This window comes from Actinotalea ferrariae CF5-4 (assembly GCF_000603945.1).
GTDB classification, from domain to species: domain Bacteria; phylum Actinomycetota; class Actinomycetes; order Actinomycetales; family Cellulomonadaceae; genus Actinotalea; species Actinotalea ferrariae.
In genome coordinates, this window is sequence record NZ_AXCW01000310.1 from 1 (window position 1) to 2,631 (window position 2,631).

Sequence of the window (2,631 nt, forward strand, 5' to 3'; positions counted from 1 at the left end):
ACGGTGACGACGGCGATGTCGTCGCGGGCGTCGCCGGACTGGTAGGTCATGACGTCGGCGAGGATCGCGTCGGTGACGTCCGCCGCAGGGCCGCGGTGCTCGTCGACGACGGCGACCAGCCGTGAGGTCCCGTAGAAGTGGCCGAGGCGCCGGCCCTCGGTCACGCCGTCGGTGTAGAGGACGAGGGCGTCGCCGGGCTCGAGGGGGACCTCGGTGTCGGTGAACGTCGCGCCGGGCAGGGCCCCGAGCAGCGCGCCGTGCTCGCCCACGGGCACCGGGTGCTGCCCACGCCGGCGGAGCAGCGGGAGGGGGTGACCGCCGCAGGCGACCGTCGCGCACCACTCGCCCTCGACGCGGCGCAGGCGCACGAGCACCACGGTGCAGAAGCGGTCCGTCTCGGCCTGGTGCAGCACGCGGTCCAGGATGTGCAGGACGTCGCTGGGGGAGTCGTGGTCGACGGACGCGGCCCGCACCGTGTACCGGGCGAGCGCGGTGACGGCGGCGGCCTCGGCGCCCTTGCCCTGGACGTCACCCAGGGCGACCACCCAGTCGTCCGTCGAGACCTGGAAGACGTCGTAGAAGTCGCCGCCCACGTGCCGGCCGTCGCCGGCAGGGCGGTACGCCGCGGCGACGTCGAGGCCGGGGATGTGCGGCGGCGTCGGCGGGATGAGGGTCTGCTGGAGGGTCTGCGCCAGCTGGAGGGCACGCGTCTCGGACTCCTCGGCCCGCCGCTTCGCCGCGAGCACCTCCCGCTCGTACCGGCGCCGCTCGGTCGCGTCGAAGACGGCGGTGCGGATGACCAGCGGCGTGCCGTCGCCGTCGCGGTCGAGCACGGAGTTGACCAGCACCGGCAGCCGTCGGCCGTCGGCGCACACGACCTCCAGGGCGATCTCCCGCGCCGTCCCCTGCATGTGCAGCGTCGGCGCGTAGTGGGTCTCGTGGTAGATCCGGCCGCCGACGGGCAGCAGGTCGATGAACCGCCGTCGACCGACGAGGTCCTCCCGCCGGTACCCGGTCCAGACGAGGAAGGTCTCGTTGACGCGCACGACGACGCCGTCGGGCGTGGTCGAGAGGTAGCCGCACGGCGCGCGGTCGTACAGCAGGGCCGGGTCGTCCTGGAGGAGGGCGTCGTGGAAGGCGGCGTCGGCGTCGTCGAGCTGCGGGCTCGCCACGGCGCCTCAGTCCCGCCGCACGAACGCGGCGATGGCGGCGGTGGTCGCCTCGGGGGCGCTGAGGTTGGGGCAGTGCCCGGTCGCCTCGAGCAGCTCGAGCCGGGCGTCCGGGATCGCGTCACGGACGTACTCCCCGACGGCGACCGGCGCGATGACGTCGTCGGTGCACTGCAGCACGAGGGTCGGCACGGTGACGCGCGGCAGGTCGGCCCGGTTGTCGGACAGGAACGTCACGTGCGCGAACCGGCGCGCGATCTCCGGGTCCGTGCGGCAGAAGCTCGCCGTCAGCTCGGCGCCCAGCTCCGGGCGGTCGGGATTGCCCATGATCACCGGCGCGATGGCGCTGGACCAGCCCAGGTAGTTGCTGTCCAGGGAGTCGAGCAGCTCGGTGATGTCCGCCTCGGTGAAGCCGCCGGTGTAGCCGTCGTCGTCGAGGTAGCGCGGGGACGGGCAGACGAGCACGAGCCGCTCGAAGCGGTCGGGCTCGGCGTTCGCGGCGAGCACCGAGATCATCGCCGAGACCGAGTGGCCCACGAGGACGACGTCCCGCAGGTCCAGCTCGTGGACGATCGCGAGGAGGTCCTCGGCGTACCCGTCCAGCGACCCGTGCCGCACCGGGTCGTACGACGACGCGTCGGAGCCGCCCGCGCCGACGTGGTCGAACGCGATGACCCGGAAGGCGTCCTCGAAGTGCGGGGCGACGTGGCGCCACATGTTCTGGTCGCAGCCGAACCCGTGGGCGAAGACGACCGGCTGCGCCCCGGGCACTCCCGAGACGCTGATGTTGTGCCGGTCGACCGCGTTCACCCGTCGAGGCTAGTGACATCGGGTGCAGGCGGCGCGGGGAGCGGCCCGAGCCCCGCTCCACCAGCGGCTCAGCCCGCGGGCTGGAAGCTCGCGACCACCTGCTCGTGCACCGGGAGCATCGACTCCCACCGCGACGACGGGACCGACCAGTACAGCGCGTACGCCTGGTCCGGGGAGGTGACGACGTTCCGGTTGAGGACGTGCGTGCCCTGGCCGGGACCGAACACGAACTCCCAGTCGGCCGCCTCCCAGCCGCGGAAGTCGGTCGCCTCGATCCGGCCGATGCGCTCGTAGTTGTCGAGCCGGTCGGCGACCGCCGGCTCCTGCTGCTGCCAGTCGGCCACCGGGTCGGCCGCCGGGTCGTCGGTCTGGTCCACGAGCAGGTACGCGCTGGAGGCGGGGTCGCGGAGGTAGACGCGGGGCCCGTCGCGCTCCGCCTCCCAGCCCGCCGGGACCGCGACGCTGAAGCCGGTCGGGTCGTCGTACCGCTCGAAGCCCTCCGGAACGGCCGCCGCAGCGTCCCCGCCCGCGGCCGGGTCGTCGGTGCCCTCCTCGGGCGGCGCGGCGGGTGCGGCCGGTGCCTCCGGGGCGGGCTCCGGCTCCGGCTCAGGTTCGGGTGCCGGATCGGGCTCGGGAGCGGCCGGGGTCTCCG

General features: G+C 74.2%; 3 protein-coding genes. All 3 read right to left on the bottom strand.

What is annotated here, in order from left to right:
• The coding region (locus N866_RS16830) for a PP2C family protein-serine/threonine phosphatase (protein WP_052023193.1) at positions 1-1,172 on the bottom strand (1,172 nt) is incomplete at its 3' end.
• A 6-nt stretch (positions 1,173-1,178) separates the two neighbouring features.
• On the bottom strand, positions 1,179-1,979 hold the full coding sequence (locus N866_RS16835; RefSeq protein WP_034228632.1) for an alpha/beta fold hydrolase: 801 nt from the start codon (positions 1,977-1,979) through the stop codon (positions 1,179-1,181).
• Between the two features lie 68 nt (positions 1,980-2,047).
• A partial coding sequence (locus N866_RS21580) for a hypothetical protein (RefSeq protein WP_034228634.1) occupies positions 2,048-2,631 on the bottom strand: 584 nt, incomplete at its 5' end.